Here is a 21,721-nt window from a genome sequence, read left to right on the forward strand (position 1 = left end):
ACAAATCCTTACCAAGACTTAGTATTTACGTCTTTTTAAATAGGCTATCAGCACTTGCGCGATGGGAAACGGCAAAGCTTTTCTTGGCTTCACAGCGGCTTATTTCATTTTTCAGGATTGATATCCGCTTTTCCAGTTCATCGACAGAAAAAGGATCCAAATCCTGTTTGATCAGCAAGCCAAGCGGATCATTGGCGCTGCGCGGCAGATCATCATCCTCGTTCATGTAAATCTTTCCCATCAGTTTCGGCCATTTGTGTCGGTAATGTTGACCGGTGCCGCTTTGCTGTCAATAAGGGTGATAGAGAAAAGCCCGCTACTTTCGTCGGTATTGCGGCTAATTGGGGAAATAGAGATGGCATCACAAGTTTTACAAGCTGAAATGACGGCAATCGCAATCAGCGAGCCCGGCGGGCCAGATGTCTTGAAGCCCCGGACTGTTGCGGTGCCCGAGCCCGCGGCAGGTGAAGTTTTGATCAAGGTCGCAGCTGCCGGGGTCAACCGACCTGATATCGTGCAGCGCATGGGGCTTTATCCCGCTCCTCCGGGTGCTTCGCCGCTTCCGGGACTGGAAGTCTCAGGTACAGTTGTTGCCCTGGGCGAAGGCTTGGGTCCAGAATGGATGGGGCGCAAAATCTGTGCGCTGACCAACGGCGGCGGATATGCTGAATATTGCGTGGCTCCCGCGGGCCAATGTCTGCCGGTCCCGAACGGCCTGACGATGGAGGAGGCCGCCGCCCTTCCAGAAACTCTATTTACTGTGTGGAGCAACCTTTTCAATCGCGCTTTTGCTCGGGAAGATGAGACCGTGCTGGTTCACGGCGGTACCAGCGGTATTGGCACAATGGCGATCATGCTTGGCAAGCTATTTGGCCTCAAGGTGATCGTGACCTGTGGTTCCGATCAAAAGTGTACTGCCGCCAAAACTATCGGTGCGGACCATGCCATCAACTATAAAGCACAGGATTTTGTTGAAGAGGTGCAGAAAATTACCGGGGGGCAGGGCGTTGAAGTGGTGCTCGACATGGTCGCAGGTGACTATGTACCGCGGAATCTCAATTGCCTTAAGGAAGATGGCCGCCATGTCACAATTGCCGTGCAGGGCGGAATGCAGGCGACGCTCAATATGGCGCAGATCATGATGAAACGGCTGACGCTGACCGGATCAACGCTGCGTCCGCAATCCGCTGATCGTAAAGCACTGCTCGCGGATGAGCTCCATCGCTATGTCTGGCCTGATATTGAAGCCGGCAAGCTAAAACCTGTGATGGATGAGAGCTTTCCATTGGCTGACGCAGCCAAGGCGCATGCGCATATGGAGGCAGGGGACCATATTGGAAAAATCGTTCTAACCGTGGAGTAATCTATGGAAGTCAATATCGACTTTCACGGTGCAAAAGCAGCGTTATTTGTCGATGATCAATTGCTCGTCTATCGCCGCGATAACAAAGCTGACATTCCGTTTCCCAATATGTGGGATCTGCCGGGCGGTGGCCGTGAGAACGGCGAAAGTGGTCCTGACTGCGTCGTGCGGGAAACCTATGAAGAATTTGGTATTAGAGTGGATGTCGCAAAGCTGGATTATGTTCAGCACTATGAGAATTGGCGTGGCGGGAACAGCCTGCGTGCATTGTTTTTCGTAGGATATCTGTCGCACGATCAAGTGGCCGCGATTGTCTTCGGAGATGAGGGTCAGCACTGGCAAATGATGGCGATTGTAGAGTTTCTAGAAAGCGATGAGGCGATACCGCATTTGCAAGAGCGTCTGCGCGATTATCTGACGCAATCCCGTTAAATTCTGCTCTCCTTTGTAAACAAAGGTTCACAAAACGGGAATCATCCTGTCACAATGACAGGTTACATGCTGCTTCCAGGATAGTTTCCTTGGGAGCGAAGTGATGGCCAAACAATTTCTACCAATTTCGGACTCTGATATCCCGCTGCTCGATGTGGACCGTTATGAAGCACGGTTGACCCGACAACCGCGCGTTAATCCGATGGACCGGACACGTTACCGCACGATTTGGATATCCGACATCCATCTCGGCACGCGTGGTTGCAATGCTGATATGCTGATCGATTTTCTAGATCATGTGGACAGCGATACGCTTTATCTGGTGGGTGATATTATCGACGGCTGGCGATTGAAAAAGAAGTTCTATTGGCCTGATGGGCATAATGATATCATCTGGCGGATACTGAAGCGCGCCAAACGGGATACCCGCATCGTCTATATTCCCGGTAATCATGATGAAATGTTCCGGCAATTTACTGGCCTAAATTTCGGTGGTGTTGAAATCCGTCGCTCCGCTATTCATGAGACAGCGGATGGTCGGCGGCTGCTGGTTTTGCATGGGGATGAATTTGATGCAGTTATGCTGGCCCATCGCTGGCTCGCTTTCATCGGAGATACGGCTTACACTTTGTTGATGCGGCTTAACTGGCTGGTAAACAAGGTCCGGGGCCGCATGGGATTGCCATATTGGTCTCTGTCCAAAGTGGCTAAACATAAAGTCAAAAATGCCGTTGAATTTATCGGTCGTTTCGAAGAACTGGTCGCCAAAGCTGCGGGCAATCGTGGTGTTGATGGCGTGGTTTGCGGCCATATCCACACTGCAGAAAAACGCGAGATTAAGGGTATTGAATATTATAACGACGGCGATTGGGTAGAGGGCTGTACGGCTCTCGTCGAATGTGACGACGGGACGATGGAAATATTGCACTGGGCCGATGAGATAGCCGCCCGAGAGGCGCGACGCGACCAACCGGTAAAGCTGGAGACAATAAAGGGCGACCTGGAGCAGGCGGCATGAGAATTGCGCTGGTAACGGATGCTTGGCACCCGCAGGTTAATGGTGTTGTGAGAACCTTGGAAACGGTAGCGGAGATATTGCGCGGCTGGGGGCATGAGCTATTGATTATTTCGCCTGACCAATATCGGTCCTTGGCGGCGCCGAGCTATCCGGAGATTCGCCTCGCACTGACTCGCGCCCGGAGCGTTGGTCAACGGATCGCTGACTTTGCGCCTGATGCCATTCATTTGGCTACGGAAGGTCCGCTATGTCTGTCTGCTCGGCGTTGGTGCCGTCGCAATAACCGTGCGTTCACAACTGCTTATCATACGCAATTCCCGGAATATCTTGCCAAGCGAACAGGCCTGTCGCCGCGTATTTTCTGGCGCTATATCCGCTGGTTTCATCAGGCTTCACAGGCGATCATGGTTTCCACCGACAGCGTCCGGCAGCAACTGATTGAGGAACGCCTGCCGCAAGTTCATCATTGGAGCCGCGGCGTGGATCTGGAAAATTTCTCACCCGATGCACCGGTGCCGGAACTATTTTCAGAGCTACCGCGGCCCATTCAGCTTTATGTCGGACGAGTGGCAGTCGAAAAGAATATCGAGGCTTTTTTGAGCACGGATCAATCCGGCAGCAAGGTTATCGTTGGTGACGGTCCGGCTCTTGATTCATTGCGTGAGCGCTATCCAGGGGCACATTTTCTGGGCCGCAAGACAGGACGAGCGCTTGCAGGTTATTATGCTGGGGCCGATGTCTTTGTGTTTCCCAGCAAGACTGACACTTTTGGGCTGGTGCTGATCGAAGCGCTGGCATGCGGTACACCGGTTGCGGCATTCCCGGTAACCGGACCGATTGATATATTGACGGAAAAAAGTGGCGCGATGGATGAAGATTTAAATCAGGCCATTGCCGCTGCACAGTTTTTGCGTTCGGACGATTGTTTGAAACGTGCCGCCCATTTCGCTTGGACGATGAGTGCTCGTCAATTTCTTGATGGTTTGGTGCCGGTTGAGCCACAGCTGAAGGCGCATTTTTCGCGCCGGTTCGTCGCGAAAATACTATTGGCGCGAACCTAGAAACGAAAAATGTCGTAAAAAACTATCATATGACCAAATATCTTGCCGACTCTTTCGATATAGCCTACATAGGCGTCAACAACAGGCCGCTCCCGCAAGGGGCGGCCCTTATTTTTTGAAAGAGGACGCCGCCGTGGCCCAAGAAAACCCAACTCCGCTCATGCCGCATGCAACCGCAAGCTGGCTGGTCGACAACACCGGATTAAGCTTTGAACAAATTGCTGAATTCTGTGGTATTCACATTCTCGAAGTCAATGCGATGGCCGATGATCTGGCCGGTTCCAAATATACCGGACGCGACCCCGTGCAAGCGCATGAATTGACCAACGAGGAAATCGCGAAAGCCGAAGCCGATCCCGAATATCGGATGAAGCTGCAAAAAGGCCCTGATCAGGTGCGCCGGACCAAAGGCCCACGTTATACGCCGGTTTCCAAGCGCCAGGACAAGCCCGATGGTATCGCCTGGCTGCTGCGCAATCATCCCGAAATATCTGATGCACAGGTCGGTAAGTTAATCGGTACAACGCGCACCACGATCAATGCGATCCGCGACCGGGAACATTGGAATATTGCCAATATCGTACCAAAAGATCCCGTCACGCTGGGCCTGTGTTCACAGCGGGAACTGGATGCGGTCGTAGCCAAGGCTGCGAAAAAAGCTGGTATTGAACCAGAAGTGCCGGAAGACAAGAAACTGGGCGGTGACAAGGAAGCGCTGATTGCCGAACTGCATGAAGAACGTGCGCAAGCTGAACGCGATGCAGAAGCTGCTCTGGCGGCTGAAGCGGGCGAAGGCGAAGTGGCCACCGAAGATTTGACCGCCGAGACTTTGTTTAAAGACAGCTAAATCCTAGAATATTCGGCGATTACTATTCTATATGTGCGGCGGAGAAAGATCGCACGGTCACGAATCTGACAAATACCTTAACTGCTCGATTAAATCGGGTTGCTTCCGCTTGCTCGCTGCGTCTAAGGGTAGCGGATGGATGCACCAACCACAGCCCCTGCCTATGATGCAACTCTTGCCGATCATGGCTTCGACCCGATTGAAGCGGAAGGCCTGACCTATCCGCTCGGGGAATATGAACCGAAATATGGAGAGTATTTTGAGCTGATGCCTGGCATTGGCTGGACCCGCACACCGGTTCCCGGACCATTGGGGCATATCAACAATTGGGTGCTGGACGATGTGCATAGCGAAGGCCCGAAAAAAGGGGAGCCAGGCTTTGCCATTGTCGATACCGGCTTGTTCATGCCCGAAGTCATTGAATCCTGGAAAAACCTTTTTGATACGGGTTTGAACGGAAAAACCGCAACCAAAGTGGTTGTAACGCATTTCCATCCTGATCATGTCGGCTGCGCGGGATGGCTCGCCAACCGTTTCAAGGCGCCGGTGCACATGAACCGCACAGAATGGTTGCTGGCGCGCATGCTGACAGCGGATGTCAGCGCGGATGTCCCGCAAGAAGCAGTAGACGAGTGGCGATTTGCCGGCTGGGATGAGGACCTCATTAAGGCGAAATGTGAAGGCGGATGGGGGCGTTTTGCTCGGGCTGTATCGCGATTGCCCACCGGTCATATCCGAATGGACGAGGGCGATAACCTGACGATCGGTGCCAATGACTGGCGGGTGATGATTGGACGCGGGCATACGCCGGAACATGCTTGCCTGATTGATGATAAAAACCAGGTGATGATTTCCGGCGATCAGATATTGCCGCGGATCACGTCAAACATATCAGTCATGCTTAGCGAACCCACCGCCGATCCGCTGGGCGAATGGTTGGCCAGTATCGACCGGTTTCGTGCCGAGATTGATCCGGACCTGCTGGTCCTGCCAGCGCATGGCCGCCCGTTTAAAGGTGCGCACCAGCGTCTCGACACATTGGCGTTGCGGCACAATGAAGCGTTGGATGACCTGGCTGATGCGCTGGCACAAGAACCGATGCGTGTAGTGGACAGTTTTCCGCTGCTTTTCTCTCGCCCCATCGGTCATGATGTCATCGGAATGGCGACAGGAGAGGCGATGGCCACACTGCGCCATCTGGAATATACCGGACGCGCTGTGCATGAAATGAAAGACGGGACCGCTTGGTATAGCGCGCATTGATCTAGCGCAAAGACGGGACATGATTTGCCCCATAAAAATCGGTTTATGTGGAAATATTATCCTGAACTGCTCGAACGTCCGGTCCCGCGTTATACCAGCTATCCGACAGCCGCTGATTTTACTGATGATGTGGGATCAAATGAGCTTGAGAAGGCACTGGCCAACGTGCGTTTGTGTGATGAGATATCACTTTACGTACACATACCTTATTGCGACCAGATATGCTGGTATTGCGGCTGCAACACAGGCAGGGCAAACCGGTCCCATCGGCTGACCACCTATATGCAGGCGTTATTTGACGAGATCGATCTCGTTTCGGCGGAGCTAGACCATCGTGGCCGGGTGAACCGAATTGCTTTTGGCGGCGGCAGCCCCAATGCGCTCGATCCTGTGATATTCAGGTCTTTGCTGACGCGCCTTCAGTCTGCATTCCATCTCGATAAGGCGATATATTCAATCGAACTCGACCCCAGAAGCCATAGCGCAGAATGGCAAGACCTTTTGAACGATGTAAAAATGCAAAATGTCAGCCTTGGCGTGCAGAGCTTTGATCCGAAGGTGCAAGCGGCGATTGGGCGTGTGCAACCGCTGCCAATGGTGACGGACATGGTGGCGCAGTTGCGGTGTTCTGGCGTTCAATCACTCAATTTCGACTTGATGTACGGACTTCCCGGCCAGACTATCGACACTTTAGGAGAAACACTTGAACAAGCTGTCGCGCTATCACCGGAACGCATCGCACTGTTTGGATATGCTCATATTCCGACATTGATTCCGCGCCAGCGCCAGATTGATGATAGCAACCTGCCAGACGCGAGGCAGCGTTTCGATATGGCTGCTTTCGGTTATGATTTTCTCACGCGCACAGGCTATCAGCCAATCGGCTTCGATCATTTTGCTCAACCGGATGATCCTTTGGGGCAGGCGGGGACAAATGGCACCGTGCGCCGAAATTTTCAGGGGTTTACCGACGATCAAAGCGACATACTGATTGGGTTGGGAGCTTCGGCCATCAGTGAATTTCCCAGCCTTATTGTCCAGAATGCGAAAAATACCGGTCGCTATCGCGCCGCTCTGGCAAATGGCGACCTACCAGCAGCACTGGGCATAAAGCGAAACGATAGCCATCAAGTCCATGGTGCGATTATCGGGCAGATTTTATCCAATGGCGAAGCCGATCTAGCCGCGCTTGGGGGTGCTGCGGCTTTTGTCGGTCCCTTGTCGCCATATATAAATCGCGGCATGGTCGAGATTGTTGGTGACCGCATGAAGTTGCGGTCATCGGCTAGGCCATATGCGCGAAGCATTGCTGCCATATTTGATCAATTTCGCGGACAAACAACAGGAACATTCAGTCAGGCGGTCTGACCAAGGGCATCTGCCTTTTGGATGAAGATAATTGGCCTCCAAAGCCGACGAAGCCATTGTCACCGGCGATGCAATGACTTACACTAATGTCAATGACTGACGCCCCCGATAATATTTCGCCTGCCGATTCTGCTCCCATCTGGAAATCGCGCTATAATCATCCAACCGACTGGGATCAGTTTTTCCCGCCATTGTCGATGCCCGGAATGTTTTTTCGTTCTGCAGGGCGCCGGGGTGATGCAAATCTGCTCGATTTCATGGGGCGGAAATATAGCTATGGCGAGGTCGCTGCTGGCGTCATCCGGGTAGCCAAGGGATTGCAGGATCTAGGGGTCAAAAAGGGCGACCGGATTGGCCTGTTCCTCCCCAATGTTCCACATTATGTTACCGCCTATTATGGCGCAATGGCCATTGGCGCGACGGTGGTGAATTTTTCACCGCTCTACACTGTCGAGGAACTAAACCATCAGGTTGAAGATAGCGGAACCAAAATCCTGTTCACGCTCTCGGCCAGTGCGGTTTTTCCCACAGCCTATGAAGTGTTGAAGCAATCGAGTTTGGAGCGGCTGATCGTCGGCAGTGTAGCGGGCGCATTGCCCGGGGCCAAGGCGTTGTTCTACCGATTGTTCCGGCGCAAGGAAAACATCCCGCAGCCCGATGATGACCGGATAACACCATTTGCGGATCTAACGGATAATGACGGTAAATTTATCGCGCCCAATATCCACCCCGAAAAGGATATTGCCTTGTTGCAATATACGGGCGGAACAACGGGGACGCCCAAGGGCGCGATGCTCAGCCATCAAAATCTGACCGCCAATGCGCGCCAGATTAACAGCATAGATCCATTTATCGATGATGACGACCGTCTGATGGGGGTGCTTCCTTTCTTCCATGTTTTTGCGAACAGCGCCGTACTCAATCGTACGGTGCAACGGGGCGGCGAGATCGTGATGCTGCCGCGCTTTGACGCCAAACAGACGTTGAAAGCGATTACTCGTAATCAGATTACGGCGATGCCCGGTGTACCGACCATGTATCAGGCGCTGCTCGATCACCCCGATATCGACAAGACCAATTTTTCTTCGCTGAAAGTATGCGTTTCCGGCGGTGCGCCGTTGCCGCAGGAACTAAAAAAGAAATTTGAGGCAAAAACCGGCGCGAAGCTCGTCGAAGGCTACGGTCTCACGGAAAGTTCAGGGGTGGTGAGCGCCAACCCTTATTCCGGCCTCAATAAAACGGGTACTATCGGCCAACCGGTTCCGGGCACGTTGGTGAAACTGGTCGACAAGGAAGATCCGACAAAAGAGGTTGCTGAAGGTGAACCGGGAGAATTGATCTTTTCTGGCCCGCAAGTGATGCAAGGTTATTGGAACCTGCCGGAAGCTGATGATGAAGTGTTTGTGGATGGCTTTCTGCGTACCGGCGATGTCGCTGTTATCGATGCGGATGGCTATATCAAGATAGTCGACCGGATAAAGGATATGATCGCTGTAGGCGGCTTCAAGGTATTTCCTAGTCAGGTCGAAGAAGTGCTTTACAAGCATGATGCGGTCAAGGAGGCGCTCGTCATCGGTGTCCCGGACGATTATCGCGGGGAGAGCCCCAAGGCTTTCGTCGCGCTGGAAGAAGGCGCGGATGTCGACGGAAAGGCGTTAGAGGATTGGCTCAATCCGCAACTCGGCAAGCATGAGCGGGTTAGTGATGTGGTGGTGCGGGACAGCCTGCCCAAAACAATGATCGGCAAACTCGACCGTAAAGCGCTTCGGGCTGAGGAATTAGGATAGGACGGGATAGATCAGGGCAGTCTGTGCTCGAACGACAGTCTGAAAGGCCATGCCTGATTATGCGCGGGCTCGCTTCAGCCAGAGCGGGAGGCCTGCAGTAACCAGAGCGACATCATCAGCGGCAGCAGCAATACGCTGATTCATCCATCCTGCTTCGTCACGAAACTGTCGCCCCAAAGGGCTTTCCGGGACAATACCGGAACCCACTTCGTTAGATACCAGGATCATAGAACCCGATGCACGGGAGAGCGCCTGGGCGAGGCCATCAACTGCAGTTGCAACATCCTGGCCTGCAAGCATGACATTGCTTAGCCAGATCGTAAGGCAATCGATCAGCAATGTAGTTTCTTGATTGCTATGCGCGGTGATAACCGCAGCGATATCGAGCGGTTCTTCAACCGTCGTCCATCTTGATCCGCGATCCTGCTTGTGGTGGGCAATCCTGTCGCTCATCTCGTCATCCAATGCTTCGGCGGTGGCAATATAGACAAGCCGATTGCCGCTCTCTTCTGCCATGTTTTGGGCAAAACTGCTTTTACCGGAACGAGTGCCACCCAAAACCAGTGCGATATGGCCGCTTCTGTCGGATTTGATAGGCATATTTGTCTTGCTCCGCAGAATTGGGATGAGTAGAGCAACCTCTGCTACAGGTTCCCGGAGACGGGATCAAAAGGGAATTCGGAAGGGAAATCATTTCCCCATCCGAAGCTGCCCCCGCAACTGTGATTGGTGAGCGGTTTCGTCAAATCCCACTGGACTTTATGTCTGGGAAGGGGACGAACCAAGCGATGACCCGAGAGCCAGGAGACCTGCCCGTAGCTGTCGTTCTATCATGCGGACGGGGTGTGCCATATGATCGAGGAATTCCTCGCGTAGCGACGATTACCATCGGGCTGCGCATGTGGGAATCCCATGGGCGTCAAATATGCGTGGCCTTTTTGAATGATTGTCAAAAAGGAATATTCATGCGTTTTTACAGTAGTATATTATCCACCACTGCGCTGGCCGTTGCCCAGCCTGTTTTGGCGGAAACTGCCTTGGTGACTGAGGATGGTGATGAGGTCATTGTGGTGACCGCGTCTCGGTCTGAGCAGCCTTTGTCACAAACCGGGCGTTCGATTACCGTTATTGACCAAGACCGGATTGAGCGGACCCAGAGCGTCGCTGTTGTCGATTTGCTGCGCAATGTTCCAGGCGTTACTTTTACGCGCAATGGCGGTATCGGGACAGCGACTTCGGTGTTTATTCGTGGCGCCGATTCCGACCAGACCGTCGCCCTTATCGACGGGGTCAAGCTCAACGATCCGTCCTCTCCTGGTGGAGGCTTCAACTTTGGCAATCTGCTTACCGGGAATATTTCGCGGATTGAAGTGTTGCGCGGATCGCAGTCGGTGATCTGGGGCAGTCAGGCCATTGGTGGTGTAATCAACACCATCACACGAGCACCAACGGATGACCTCAGCATCGACGCCCGCGCGGAATATGGCTATCGCGATACCGGGCAGGTGGTTGGAAATATATCCGGGCGGTTCGGCCCGGTCGCAGCCAGTGTCGGGGCAGGCTATTATCGCAGCGATGGCTTTTCAACTTTTAACGAAGAGCGTGGCGCGACGGAAAGCGACGGCTATCGTAATTTCGGCGCGAACGGCAAATTTGAGGTCACCTTGAACGAAGCAGTTTCCCTGGATTTGCGCGCCTATTATTCCGATGGCCGGACCGACATTGATGGTTTTATACCACCCGATTTCTTACTCGGAGACACAGCGGAAGAATCCAATGTCGAGGAGTTTGTGGGTTATTCTGGTCTGAACATCAACCTGATGGATGGACGATTTCGTAATCGGTTCGCCTTTGCCTACACCAGCATAAAGCGTGATAATTTCAATCTCGATGTGCAGACGTTCGATGCGCTTGGCCGCAACGAGCGGTTTGAATATCAGGGTATATTTAACATATCCGACATGTTTCAGGCGACCATTGGCGCGGAAACCGAAGCGTCGAAATACCGATCGGGTTCAGGTGACGCGGATCAGAGTTTTACCTCCGAAATTGACAGCGTCTATGGACAGTTAAGCGTGACACCTCTCGAAGGATTTACCGCTACGGCGGGCCTGCGTTATGATGATCACAGCACATTTGGCAGCGAAACGACTTTTGCCGGCGATTTGGTTTTCAGCCCTAATCTGGGCAATACGACCTTCCGCGCCAGCTATGGCGAGGGCTTCAATGTTCCATCGCTATTTCAGTTGTTTAGCAGTTTTGGTAATCCAAGCCTCGAAGCGGAAACATCGCGAAGCTATGATGCAGGGATTACTCAAAAGCTGATTGACGGGAAAGTTGAACTGAGTGCAACAATCTTCCGGCGCAACAGTCGTAATCTGATCAATTTTATTGGCGGAACTTATGAAAATGTCGGTCGTGCACGCGCGCAAGGCTTGGAATTCGGGTTACTGGTGCGCCCGGTGGAAACGCTGATCTGGTCGCTCAATTACGGTTTGGTCGATGCGGAAAACCGCGAAACCGGGTTGAAACTCAATCGGCGTCCCAAGCATAGCATCAATGCTTCGCTCGATTATGACTGGTCTTTTGGATTGAAGACCGGGGCGACAGTTACACATGTAGGCTCCAACTTTGATAACACGTCAAACACGCGGCAGGTAGAAGGCTATGTCGTTGTTGATCTGCGCGCCGCCATGCCAGTTACCGACAATGTCGAACTCTATGGCCGTATCGACAATCTGTTCGACGAGGAATATGAAACGATATTTCGCTACGGTACACCGGGTCGATCGGCCTTCGCCGGCATCCGGCTGCGTTACTAATATGAATATGAGTCCAGCAACCGATCCGTTCCGCTTCCATGGCGGACGATTGGCGGCTGCGGCTGCGCGTTTTGATCGTGCGCCCGAGCCTTGGATTGACCTGTCGACGGGAATCAGTCCTTGGGCTTATCCAGTTCCAGAATTGGGGCAGGCTGCATGGAGCCGTTTGCCGGAACCGGAAGAGCTTGAACGTCTGGAGGCAGCGGCGGCTCGGATATTTGGCGTAGATAATACTGCTGAGATCGTGGCCGTGCCCGGTAGCGATATGGCGATACGGCTGCTCGGCACTATTTTCGCGGAACAAAGCAGCGCGATGCTGACACCGATCTATTGGGGTCACAAAGCCGCTTGGCCAGAGGCTGCGGAAATTAGCTTGGAGGCGGCGGCAGAATATGACCTGATTGTCCTCGCCAATCCCAATAACCCTGATGGCCGGATTGTGCAGCCAGAACACTTGCGGGCGCTGCAGGGACAGGTGATTGTCGATGAAGCCTTTGCCGATGTGGCGCCCGTTGTAAGCCTGTTGCCAGAGCGGGTTAACGCGATTGTCCTGCGCTCCTTTGGCAAGTTTTATGGGCTTGCGGGCATAAGGTTGGGATTTGTGATTGCTGATATCGCGGTGGCGGAGCGGCTACGCGCGCTGCTCGGTGACTGGCCGGTTTCGGGCATCGCGGTGACGGTGGGATTGGCTGCTTATCAAGACCAGCGATGGCAAGATAATCAGCGCCACCGCCTGCAAAGGGCCGCTGACCGGCTCGATAAATTGCTGGAGAAATCCGGTCTTGATATCATCGGAGGAACGTCGCTGTTTCGCTTAGCTTCTCATGATAAGGCACGGGAATTATTTGAAATTCTGGGCCAGTCGGGCATATTGGTCCGGCCGTTTTCTGATACTGCCACGCAGCTGCGCTTTGGCTTGCCAGCTTGCGAGGGGGAATGGACGCGACTGGAAGATGCCTTGAGCCAATGGAGAGAAATGCAATGACCGAAGCGGACGACCAACATGCAAAGCATAACGCACGGATGAAACGCGTGCAGGCCGCGCGGGCAAAAATTCAAGCGCGCCGAACGATTGAGCGCGGGTTGCTGATTGTTCATACGGGCAATGGCAAAGGCAAATCCTCTTCCGCTTTCGGGATGGCCATTCGCTCGCTCGGTTGGGGGATGAAGGTCGCGATAGTCCAATATGTCAAAGGCAGTTGGGAAACCGGCGAGAAGAATTTTTTCGAAGCCAATCCCGATTTGTTGACGTGGGATGTCATGGGTGATGGCTTTACCTGGGACACACAAGATCGCGCACAAGATATTGCCGCAGCCAAGGCTGCCTGGGAGCGCTCCAAGGAATTGATCATGGATCCGGAATATGACTTTGTCATTCTGGACGAGCTGAACATTGTGCTGCGGGACGACACGCTGGATATTGGCGAAGTGACCGCGTTTCTGAAACAGCGTCCGATGGAAAAGCACATCTGCATTACAGGTCGGAACGCCAAGCCGGAATTGATGGATATGGCCGATCTTGTAACCGAATTTGAAGAAGTAAAGCATCCGTTTAAGGCCGGATTTAAAGCGCAAAAGGGCGTTGAATATTGAGCCGATTTGCTGTCTATTTGGCCGCAACGGCAATGCTGGTTTGGCCCACGACAGTGGTCGATGCAGAAGTCGTCACGCGCAGCGCGGCTGCAAAAATACCCGCTTATCCAAAGCGGATTGTATCGATTAACCCCTGCGCAGATGCTTTGCTGATGCAATTGGCGGATAAGGGGCAGATCGCTTCGATCAGTCATTATTCCCATGACAAGCGGGCAACCTCCATTCCGCTCGACTTGGCGCTGAAATTTCCTGTGACATCAGGAACAGCAGAAGAGATTTTGGCGATGCGCCCGGATTTGGTGGTGGCTGGCTCGATAGTGGCCCAGCCAACCACACAGGCTCTGAAACGATTGGGTATCCCGCTGGTCCAGCTGTCGATCCCGCAGAGTGTTGCCGAAAGCCAGCAGCAGATCAGCCAGCTGGCGGAAATTGTTGGTGCCAAGCAGCGCGGTATCAAGGTCAATCAACGTATTGTAAATGCTTTTGCCAAAGCCAAACCGGTTGATGACGAGAAGATTCCAGCGTTGATCTGGCGCAGCGGCGGACTCGTGCCCGGTGACGGAACTTTGCCCGATGAGTTACTAAGGCGCACCGGTTTTGAGAATGTAAGCAGTACTTATGGTTTGAGCCGATGGGATGTTCTGCCGCTCGAACATTTGGTGGCGCGACCGCCGCATTTGCTGTTTTCAAACGCCATGGAGGCAAAAGCCGGTAGACGGGACAGAATGTTGTCGCATCCGGTCATGAAGAAGTTATCGCACCGTATCATGATTGCGGACTATCCCGCACGGTTGCTGCATTGTGCCGGACCAACTCTGATTGACGCAGTAACGACCTTGTCGGCTGCGCGGCGCAAGTTGAAGGCAGGGCTATGAAAGCTGTTCGCTTAAACGGTCTGTTGGCCATCGGGCTGGTGGCTGCGATGCTGTTGTCGCTGGCGGCTGGCAAAGTCTGGGTTGCGCCATCCACTTGGTGGAATGATGATTTGAGCGGACTTATCATTATGGAGCTTCGCATTCCGCGTATGATCCTGGGTGCTGCCATTGGTGCCGGGCTGGGGATGGCGGGCGCAGCCATGCAAGGCTATCTCCGCAATCCGCTCGCCGATCCCGGTGTCTTCGGGGTCTCGAGCAGCGCCGCATTGGGGGCCGTCACATCCCTTTATTTTGGCTTTGCGATGACCGCATGGCTCTTGCCGGTCTTCGCGCTAATCGGTGCCGGTGTCGGCATGGGCATGCTCGCGCTGTTGGCTGGTCGCTCGGGCAGCCTTATCCTATTCACGCTGGCCGGAGTAATTATCGCCAGCCTTGCAGGGTCGTTGACCTCCTTGATGATCAGCTTGGCCCCGACCCCCTTTGCGACAACGGAAATTGTGACCTGGCTAATGGGTGCGCTGACCGATCGTAGTTGGGATGATGTCAAACTGGCCGTTCCGCTAATCGTGATCGGTATGGTATTTCTGATGGCCACCGGCCGTTCGCTGGATGCGCTGACTTTGGGAGAGGATGCGGCGCGGTCCATGGGGGTCAATGTGTTGCGGCTACAATGGCTTGCCGTGATTGGTGTAGGATTGACCGTTGGTGCATCCGTGGCCGCAGCCGGTATTATCGGCTTTGTAGGACTGATTGTGCCGCATCTGGTTCGCCCCTTTGCCGGCCATCGGCCATCGGCGGTCATGATGCCCTCGGCACTGGCCGGGGCCTTGCTAATTGTGGTGGCCGACAGCATGGTCCGGATATTGCCCAGTGTGAGCGAGCTTCGGTTAGGCATTGCCATGGCGCTTTTGGGCGCCCCATTTTTCATGGTGTTACTGTTCAAGATGCATCGGGAGCTGTCGTGATGTCATTCTCGTTCGAAGCCCTGTCCCTTACTCTGCGCGAGCGCAAGATATTGAACGACGTTAGCGGCAAGTTTCAGCCGGGCAGGGTGACCGTCATATTGGGCGCCAACGGTGCCGGTAAAAGCAGCTTGCTATCATGTCTGGTCGGTCTCCGCGAACCACAAAGCGGATCGGTATCAATAGAAGGCCGCCCGCTCTTGTCACTGGAAAGCAGGGAGCGTGGCCGGTTAATCGGTCTATTGCCGCAGCGTCCGGATATCCACTGGAACGTTGATGTGAAAACCATCGTCGGGCTGGGTCGACTGCCCCACACCGGTCGTTGGGGGATGAGCGCAACGGATCGTGAGGCAGTCGCCAAGGCTATGGCAGCAACCGATTGCACTGATCTTGCAGACCGTCAGGCCCTGCGCCTGTCCGGCGGCGAACAGGGCAGGGTGTTACTGGCGCGTGTGTTAGCTGGAGAGCCGCAATGGCTTTTGGCGGACGAACCACTGGCTAGCCTTGATCCTGCGCATCAGTTTGATGTTCTGGATCGTTTGAAAAATTATGCCAAATCGGGAAATGGCGTCATTGTCGTGCTCCACGATCTCACGCAGGCCGCGCGCATCGCCGATGACATTATGGTGCTAAAAGAGGGCGCTATTTTGGCTGCGGGCCCGCGCGAAAAAGTGATGACGGCAGAGGTTCTGGGACAGGCTTATGGCGTTGAGGTTCAGATCACCACGAGCAGCACCGGCGAACCTCTGGTCGTGCCGGTCCGACGTTTGTGATGGTGCTAGCGACTATCGGGGCGTTTTACGGGAGCAATGCCCTCTTGCTGCTCGCTGCTTTGGTGGTCGAAGCGCTTTTGGGATATCCTGACAGGCTGCATCGCCGGATTCCCCATCCTGTTGTTTGGGTTGGGCGTTTGATCGGCGGTTTGGACAAAGCTTGGAACAGGGGCAGTGCCCTCATGCAACGTTGGAGTGGAATAGCTACGATTTTGATCCTGATCGCATTGCCCGCTGCAGTTGGATTGGCGCTCGAATTTACCCTGACCGGTTGGCTGGGAATGGTGCTGTTGATCGTGATCGCCACGACGGGACTAGCCCAGCGCAGCCTGTATCTGCACGTCCGCGAGGTATTGTTACCGTTGAAGAACGGCGATGTAATTGAAGCGCGCAAAGCGCTGTCGATGATCGTCGGACGCGATTCCGATGATCTGGACGAACAAGCCATTGCCGCGGCTGCCACCGAAAGTCTTGCGGAGAGTTTTTGCGACGGGATTGTGGCGCCAGCCTTCTGGTTTTTAATCGCTGGCTTGCCCGGCCTGGTCGTCTTCAAGGCGATTAGCACGGCCGATAGTCAAATCGGGCATCTGGACGCGCGATATCGCCATTTTGGGTGGGCAGCGGCACGGGCCGATGATGTTATGAATTTTGTACCGGCGCGGATTGCCGGTTGCCTGATATGCGTCGCCGCGCCGGGCGGGTGGCGGATCATGTTGCGGGATGCTCGTAAACATCTTTCCCCGAATGCGGGATGGTCAGAGGCCGCCATGGCCGGTGCTCTGGCTGTGCAAATGGGCGGCGGTGCCTCTTATGAAGGGGAATGGATAGCGCGGCAGACATTGGGAGACGGACGGCGTCCGAAACCCGCAGACCTGGCGGCTGCACTTACGATCTATGTTCGTGCCTGTCTGTTGTTATGGGTCATCGTGGGGGCGCTGATATGGGCGCTGTAATGTTGCAGGGCACAGGCTCTGATGTCGGAAAGTCGGTGCTGGTTGCCGGTATATGCCGGCTGCTGACCAACCGGGGGATGACTGTTCGCCCATTCAAGCCGCAGAATATGTCGAATAATGCCGCTGTAACGCCTGAGGGCGGCGAAATTGGTCGGGCACAGGCCTTGCAGGCATTAGCGTGCCGAGTGGCACCGCATGTCGATATGAATCCGGTTCTGCTCAAACCGCAATCCGATAAAAGTGCGCAAGTGATCGTGCATGGCAAGGTTCATGATACAGGCGATGCGAGCTATTTCCGCGATCAGAAAAAGCCACTGCTGGACGCGGTGCTGGCATCTTATCATCGCCTGTCTGCGGAAGCGGATATCGTGGTTGTGGAAGGCGCGGGTAGTCCGGCCGAAATTAACCTGCGGGCTGGCGATATCGCCAATATGGGATTTGCAAGGGCAGCTAACATTCCGGTTGTGCTGATCGGCGATATTGATCGGGGCGGTGTAATAGCGTCCATTGTCGGGACCAAGGCGGTGATAGACAACGAAGACGCGGCGATGATCCGAGGCTTTCTGATCAACAAGTTTCGCGGCGATGTGAGTCTGTTCGATGACGGTTACACCGCGATTGAGCAACGCACGGGCTGGAAGGGATTGGGCGTCATTCCGTGGCTGCCGATGATTCATAAATTGCCAGCGGAGGATGCGGTCGTTTTACAACAGTCCGAGGAAGCAACTGATGCTACCATCGAAATTGCCGTGCCCATGCTTTCGCGCATCGCCAATTTTGATGATTTTGATCCGCTTCGCCTTGAGCCGCAAGTGCAGCTGCATATGGTGCCGCCGGGCGAGCCCATACCAGCCAGTGCGTCGCTCATCATAATTCCGGGTACAAAGGCGACCATCGCAGACCTGAAATTTCTGCGGGCGCAGGGATGGGATATTGATATTGTCGCCCATGTCCGGCGTGGCGGCCATGTTTTGGGTATTTGCGGCGGCTATCAAATGCTGGGCCAGACTATTGCCGATCCCGATGGTATTGAAGGTGCAGCCGAAACGGTTGATGGATTGGCTTTGCTGCCGGTTAACACGGTGCTGACCCCTTCCAAGACTTTGACCAACATTGCTGGCAAGAGCATCGCCGACGACCGGCAATTTAGCGGTTATGAAATACATGTCGGTGATACCCATGTTCAAACGGGGGATTCGGGAAGCACCGTGATGCTGCGATTGGATGATGGGCGTGAAGACGGCAGGGTTAGTAGCGATGGCCGCATATCGGGATGCTATATTCACGGTCTGTTTGACGCTGCAGAGCAAAGGCAGGCTTGGTTGGCGCGATTGGGTGTGTCATCCAATGGTGACGAACAGGGCGTGATTGTTGACAACGCACTGGACGAACTGGCCGCTGCATTGGAGAAAGTTGTAGATATGGACCGTCTGCTTGCGATTGCGGAAGAAGCCGGATGACTGAGAAATGCCCGCATCTTGGTGTCCCATTGTTCAATGATGATTTTCGCGAAGACCTGATCACATATGGCCGGCAAGACCGGATCGAGAAAAAACAGATGCGGTTTGTGCGATGAGTGTGACCCGTGAAATGGTAATCGAGCACCTTAATGCCTTGGCCAAACCGCAAGGCAGTATGGGGCGTTTGGAAGAGCTGGCGATCATGCTCGCTGTTGCGCAGCAAAAGCTGCACCCGCGCACCAGGCCGCGCCGGATTACATTGTTCGCTGGTGATCATGGCGTCGTCGAAAGCGGGGTGTCGGCATGGCCGTCGGCCGTTACGACAGTCATGATGGAAACGATCATCGCGCAAAGGGCGACCAGCACCGCTTTGGCTGCTGCACAATCCGCTGATCTGCAGCTGGTTGATGTCGGCAGTATCACGCCGCCAAAACTGGACCAGCCAAGAGGGAATTTCCGAAGCGCTCGGGTGGCAGCTGGAACAGCGGATCTTGCTTTGGGGCCTGCTATGACCGTGGAACAATTTCAGGACGCTTGGGCCGTGGGTGAGGCAGAGGCGGCGCGCGCGCATGAGGAAGGTTTTGTCCTGCTCTTGGCCGGGGAAATGGGTATTGGAAATACGACGTCCGCCGCGTGCCTCACGGTGCTGCTTGCTGGTGCAGATGCCGATATTGCCACGGGACGTGGGGCGGGGGCGGATGATGCGATATTGCATTGCAAGAGGGATATCGTAACGCAGGCTGCCCAGCGCGCAGACCTGTTGCGGGACAAAGATCCCATCGCAGCCATAGCAGCTGTTGCCGGTTTTGAAATCGCCGCAATAGCGGGATATTATGCGCAGGGCGCGAAGCAGGGTTCGACCTTGTTGCTGGACGGCTATGTCACCACGGCAGCGGCGTTAATTGCTGAACGTCTGGCACCCGGAACGACAAAACGCATGATAGCGGCGCATCTCTCAGCAGAACCGGGGCATCGGGTGGCGCTTGATCATCTCGCGCTCGAACCGCTGCTCGATTGGGGCATGCGGCTTGGCGAGGGCACCGGAGCGCTAACCGCTTTACCCATGCTGGATAGCGCAGCGGCGTTGCTCAATGATGTTGCCAAGCTTGCGGATATTCTACCATGACCGCTACCGGTGAGATAACCAAAAGTCTCAAGTGGTGGATGCCGCTACTTCTGGCCGTGCAGTTTCTGACCCGCATACCCGTGCCTGGCTTGAACGGATTGACCGCAGAGCAAGCAAGACATGGTCTGTCGCGTTCGGTCGTCTGGTTCCCGCTGGTCGGCGCATTGGTGGGCCTGATCACTGCTGCGGTTCTGGTTGCCGGCGCCCATATCTGGCCACGCGCCATTGCCGTTATTATCGCGCTGGCAATAGAAGCGCGTTTGACGGGCGCCTTCCATGAAGATGCTGTGGCCGATTTCTGTGATGCTTTTGGTGGCGGTCATGATCGTGAATCCACGCAGAGAATCATGAAAGACAGCCGGATTGGCAGCTATGGCGCATTGGGCCTGTTTCTGGCCGTCGGCCTGCGCGCTGCGCTGCTGATTGCTTTGCCGCAGGAAGTTATCATCATCGCCATAATCGCATCCGCCTGTTTCGGCCGGTTGCTGGCGGTTGCGGTTATGGCGCTTGTTGCTCCTGCTGTGACGCAGGAGGGCGGATTGGCAAAAGATGTTGGCAATCGAACCAATGTAAAGGATTTGATCCGGGCCAGCCTGATCGCTGGGCCTGTCATCGGCCTTTTCGCTTACTGGCATATAGTTCCGGCTTTGCTGGCATTGGCAGGAGCAGCTCTGTTTCTATTCTGGTTCCGCGCGCTTCTGTTGCGCCGGCTTGGCGGTAGTACTGGCGATTGCCTCGGTTTCGCTGCTTATGCGGGGCAACTCATTCTTCTGTTGGCGGTGCTTGCCATTGTCGGTACATGATCTGGCTGGTTCGGCATCCGCCAGTGGCGCTGCACTGGCAAAAGCGCTGCTACGGCGCGAGCGATATGGGATTGAGCCGCGAGGGCGCGCGCATGGCGGCGGAGTTGGTGGACGAGCTGGTCACGCTGTCCCCCGACCTGATCATCCACTCCGATCGCAAACGCACGCGGACCATCGCTCAGCGCGCGGCGGATCAGTTGTCGGCCGAGATACTACCCGACCATCGTTGGCGGGAAAGGGATTTCGGGAATTGGGAAGGGCGCAGCTGGAACAGTATTTATCGCGAAAACGGCAACGCCATGGACGGCATGCTTGATGATCCCGATTGTTTCAGGCCGGGCGGAGGCGAAACAACCCGCGAGTTGGTTGACCGTGCGCTCGATGGCTGGCGCGCGCTACCAAAGGGGAGGGAAATAGTCGTCATCGCTCATGGCGGACCAATCGCTGCCGTCCTGGCAGATCGTGCAAACGCCTCTATCCGGTCACTGCCCGACTATATCCCGCATACGGGTTCCATTACGGAAATGGGTTGAGGCGTTTGTTACGCTTTTCTCTCCGCTGGTAGAGAACCCAGCCCACCCACAGGATGGCATATAGCCCCAAAGCCGTGAAGATCGCCGGTTGTGGATCATCCCATGTGCTGACGGATCCTGCATAGGCCGCGATCCCGACATAGGGCACCGTACCAAGCGCAAAGAAAGTCAAATAGCGCAGCAGCGGCATACGGGTAACACCGGCCATGCAGGCGGTGACCTCAGGCACCATCGGTGCAGCACGGGCCAGCATGATCATGGCAGGGCCATTGCGGGCAAAGGCTTCGGCCATTTGGGTGCGCTCGGTTTCGTCTTTAATAAGAAAACCGATTGCCCGATGACCATATTGTCGGCTTAATCCATATCCGACGAGCATGGCCAGCGTCAGCCCCGTGAACGCTGCAGCCGCACCCAATGGAAAGCCGAGAAAATACCCGGCGAGCAAGGTTGTTGCCAATGTCGGAACGGACAGGATGATGTCGAGCAAGAGCAGGATAACAACCGCGCCGAAAATATAGGCTGGATCAATCTGCCGTGCGGTTTCCAAGAGGCTCTGGACCTTGTCTATCGTCAATATGCCGAATAACTGTCCGGCGAGAAATATCGACAGAAATACAAGCAACAGTGCGGCCATGATTTTCAGGAGCGGTCTCATGATGCGTTTTTGTCGGCTTACGGATAG

The 21,721-nt window shown here is 54.7% G+C and carries 22 protein-coding genes and 1 riboswitch; of the genes, 19 read left to right on the top strand and 3 right to left on the bottom strand.

The window, feature by feature from the left end; genetic code table 11:
* Window positions 1-25: 25 nt before the first annotated feature.
* Window positions 26-226 (bottom strand): DUF1192 domain-containing protein, encoded by a 201-nt coding sequence (locus ACO6S1_RS13130; RefSeq protein ID WP_422343086.1) that lies wholly within the window; start codon window positions 224-226, stop codon window positions 26-28.
* A gap of 129 nt (window positions 227-355) precedes the next feature.
* On the opposite strand from ACO6S1_RS13130, the gene ACO6S1_RS13135 reads away from it, so the two are divergent.
* The 8 genes from ACO6S1_RS13135 (at window position 356) to ACO6S1_RS13170 (ending at window position 9,139) form a co-directional block, all read left to right on the top strand.
* Window positions 356-1,363, top strand: a complete 1,008-nt coding sequence (locus ACO6S1_RS13135) for an NAD(P)H-quinone oxidoreductase (RefSeq protein WP_422343087.1) — start codon at window positions 356-358, stop codon at window positions 1,361-1,363.
* A 3-nt stretch (window positions 1,364-1,366) separates the two neighbouring features.
* Entirely contained in the window at window positions 1,367-1,795 is a 429-nt protein-coding gene (locus ACO6S1_RS13140; RefSeq protein ID WP_422343088.1) for an NUDIX hydrolase, read from the top strand.
* 103 nt (window positions 1,796-1,898) lie between these two features.
* Window positions 1,899-2,813: a UDP-2,3-diacylglucosamine diphosphatase gene (locus ACO6S1_RS13145; RefSeq protein ID WP_422343089.1), complete on the top strand. Its 915-nt coding sequence runs from the start codon at window positions 1,899-1,901 to the stop codon at window positions 2,811-2,813.
* A complete protein-coding gene (locus tag ACO6S1_RS13150) occupies window positions 2,810-3,874 on the top strand; it encodes a glycosyltransferase family 4 protein (RefSeq protein ID WP_422343090.1) in 1,065 nt (354 codons plus the stop codon). The genes ACO6S1_RS13145 and ACO6S1_RS13150 overlap by 4 nt, the downstream gene beginning before the upstream one ends.
* Window positions 3,875-4,034: 160 nt before the next feature.
* Window positions 4,035-4,721, top strand: a complete 687-nt coding sequence (locus ACO6S1_RS13155) for a cell cycle transcriptional regulator TrcR (RefSeq protein ID WP_422346192.1) — start codon at window positions 4,035-4,037, stop codon at window positions 4,719-4,721.
* Between the two features lie 135 nt (window positions 4,722-4,856).
* Window positions 4,857-5,984, top strand: coding sequence for an MBL fold metallo-hydrolase (locus tag ACO6S1_RS13160; RefSeq protein WP_422343091.1), 1,128 nt, complete (start codon window positions 4,857-4,859; stop codon window positions 5,982-5,984).
* Window positions 5,985-6,008: 24 nt separating this feature from the next.
* Window positions 6,009-7,352 (top strand): oxygen-independent coproporphyrinogen III oxidase, encoded by a 1,344-nt coding sequence (gene hemN / locus ACO6S1_RS13165; RefSeq protein WP_422343092.1) that lies wholly within the window; start codon window positions 6,009-6,011, stop codon window positions 7,350-7,352.
* An 86-nt stretch (window positions 7,353-7,438) separates the two neighbouring features.
* Window positions 7,439-9,139 carry a long-chain-fatty-acid--CoA ligase gene (locus ACO6S1_RS13170; protein ID WP_422343093.1) on the top strand — a complete coding sequence of 567 codons (1,701 nt, stop codon included), beginning with the start codon at window positions 7,439-7,441 and terminating at the stop codon, window positions 9,137-9,139.
* Window positions 9,140-9,196: 57 nt separating this feature from the next.
* On the opposite strand, the gene cobU is transcribed toward ACO6S1_RS13170, so the two are convergent.
* On the bottom strand, window positions 9,197-9,739 hold the full coding sequence (gene cobU, locus ACO6S1_RS13175; RefSeq protein WP_422343094.1) for a bifunctional adenosylcobinamide kinase/adenosylcobinamide-phosphate guanylyltransferase: 543 nt from the start codon (window positions 9,737-9,739) through the stop codon (window positions 9,197-9,199).
* A gap of 31 nt (window positions 9,740-9,770) precedes the next feature.
* Window positions 9,771-9,970, top strand: a riboswitch (cobalamin riboswitch).
* Window positions 9,971-10,104: 134 nt separating this feature from the next.
* Here cobU and ACO6S1_RS13180 point away from each other — a divergent pair.
* The 11 genes from ACO6S1_RS13180 to ACO6S1_RS13230 all read left to right on the top strand — a co-directional run bounded on the left by ACO6S1_RS13180 (window position 10,105) and on the right by ACO6S1_RS13230 (window position 21,039).
* A complete protein-coding gene (locus ACO6S1_RS13180; protein WP_422343095.1) occupies window positions 10,105-11,961 on the top strand; it encodes a TonB-dependent receptor plug domain-containing protein in 1,857 nt (618 codons plus the stop codon).
* Between the two features lies 1 nt (window position 11,962).
* Window positions 11,963-12,946 carry an aminotransferase class I/II-fold pyridoxal phosphate-dependent enzyme gene (locus ACO6S1_RS13185; protein WP_422343096.1) on the top strand — a complete coding sequence of 328 codons (984 nt, stop codon included), beginning with the start codon at window positions 11,963-11,965 and terminating at the stop codon, window positions 12,944-12,946.
* Window positions 12,943-13,554, top strand: a complete 612-nt coding sequence (gene cobO, locus ACO6S1_RS13190; RefSeq protein WP_422343097.1) for a cob(I)yrinic acid a,c-diamide adenosyltransferase — start codon at window positions 12,943-12,945, stop codon at window positions 13,552-13,554. The genes ACO6S1_RS13185 and cobO overlap by 4 nt, the downstream gene beginning before the upstream one ends.
* Window positions 13,551-14,429 carry an ABC transporter substrate-binding protein gene (locus ACO6S1_RS13195; RefSeq protein WP_422343098.1) on the top strand — a complete coding sequence of 293 codons (879 nt, stop codon included), beginning with the start codon at window positions 13,551-13,553 and terminating at the stop codon, window positions 14,427-14,429. The genes cobO and ACO6S1_RS13195 overlap by 4 nt, the downstream gene beginning before the upstream one ends.
* Window positions 14,426-15,394: a FecCD family ABC transporter permease gene (locus ACO6S1_RS13200; protein WP_422343099.1), complete on the top strand. Its 969-nt coding sequence runs from the start codon at window positions 14,426-14,428 to the stop codon at window positions 15,392-15,394. Before ACO6S1_RS13195 ends, ACO6S1_RS13200 begins: the two co-directional genes overlap by 4 nt.
* Entirely contained in the window at window positions 15,394-16,164 is a 771-nt protein-coding gene (locus tag ACO6S1_RS13205) for an ABC transporter ATP-binding protein (protein WP_422343100.1), read from the top strand. Before ACO6S1_RS13200 ends, ACO6S1_RS13205 begins: the two co-directional genes overlap by 1 nt.
* A complete protein-coding gene (cbiB, locus tag ACO6S1_RS13210) occupies window positions 16,164-17,117 on the top strand; it encodes an adenosylcobinamide-phosphate synthase CbiB (protein WP_422343101.1) in 954 nt (317 codons plus the stop codon). Before ACO6S1_RS13205 ends, cbiB begins: the two co-directional genes overlap by 1 nt.
* The gene (locus tag ACO6S1_RS13215; RefSeq protein WP_422343102.1) at window positions 17,105-18,577 is read left to right on the top strand and encodes a cobyric acid synthase; all 1,473 of its coding nucleotides are present in this window, start codon (window positions 17,105-17,107) and stop codon (window positions 18,575-18,577) included. Before cbiB ends, ACO6S1_RS13215 begins: the two co-directional genes overlap by 13 nt.
* Window positions 18,578-18,689: 112 nt before the next feature.
* Window positions 18,690-19,703 (top strand): nicotinate-nucleotide--dimethylbenzimidazole phosphoribosyltransferase, encoded by a 1,014-nt coding sequence (gene cobT, locus ACO6S1_RS13220; RefSeq protein ID WP_422343103.1) that lies wholly within the window; start codon window positions 18,690-18,692, stop codon window positions 19,701-19,703.
* On the top strand, window positions 19,700-20,506 hold the full coding sequence (locus ACO6S1_RS13225; protein ID WP_422343104.1) for an adenosylcobinamide-GDP ribazoletransferase: 807 nt from the start codon (window positions 19,700-19,702) through the stop codon (window positions 20,504-20,506). The genes cobT and ACO6S1_RS13225 overlap by 4 nt, the downstream gene beginning before the upstream one ends.
* On the top strand, window positions 20,503-21,039 hold the full coding sequence (locus ACO6S1_RS13230) for a histidine phosphatase family protein (protein WP_422343105.1): 537 nt from the start codon (window positions 20,503-20,505) through the stop codon (window positions 21,037-21,039). The genes ACO6S1_RS13225 and ACO6S1_RS13230 overlap by 4 nt, the downstream gene beginning before the upstream one ends.
* On the opposite strand, the gene ACO6S1_RS13235 is transcribed toward ACO6S1_RS13230, so the two are convergent.
* The gene (locus ACO6S1_RS13235; RefSeq protein ID WP_422343106.1) at window positions 21,023-21,694 is read right to left on the bottom strand and encodes a TVP38/TMEM64 family protein; all 672 of its coding nucleotides are present in this window, start codon (window positions 21,692-21,694) and stop codon (window positions 21,023-21,025) included. The genes ACO6S1_RS13230 and ACO6S1_RS13235 overlap by 17 nt on opposite strands.
* Between the last annotated feature and the right edge of the window lie 27 nt (window positions 21,695-21,721).

Source organism: Parasphingorhabdus sp. (assembly GCF_965233695.1).
Classification (GTDB): Bacteria; Pseudomonadota; Alphaproteobacteria; order Sphingomonadales; family Sphingomonadaceae; genus Parasphingorhabdus.